The sequence below is a fragment of the Ruoffia tabacinasalis genome, assembly GCF_005864045.1.
Lineage (GTDB): Bacteria > Bacillota > Bacilli > Lactobacillales > Aerococcaceae > Ruoffia > Ruoffia tabacinasalis.
Window position 1 is genome coordinate 1 of the sequence record NZ_VBSP01000133.1, and the last position, 246, is coordinate 246.

The 246-nt window shown below is 37.8% G+C and carries 1 pseudogene; it reads right to left on the reverse strand.

Annotated features, from left to right (window positions below):
• Nucleotides 1-212: pseudogene (locus FEZ33_RS12315) on the reverse strand (IS21 family transposase); the annotation flags it as partial.
• Nucleotides 213-246 lie beyond the last annotated feature (34 nt).

The following is a 246-nucleotide window of genomic DNA, read 5'->3' on the forward strand; positions in this document are numbered from 1 at the left end:
GTATGTTTAGTAACGCCTGTCTTCAAATTATCAGGCACAAGGATTTGTGGTGTTCCTTCAAAAAAATCGAAGGTATGCTGATGAAGTCGAATCCAAGACGGTAAATCCATGCGATAAGAACCTTCTACGTAAAACATTTGAGAACAAGGTAAAGTAGCGATAAATATATACACCTTTCTATTTTCACCTGTATCAGGATCAATAACTGACAACGTCTGACCTGCCCAATCAACCTCCAATATTTCT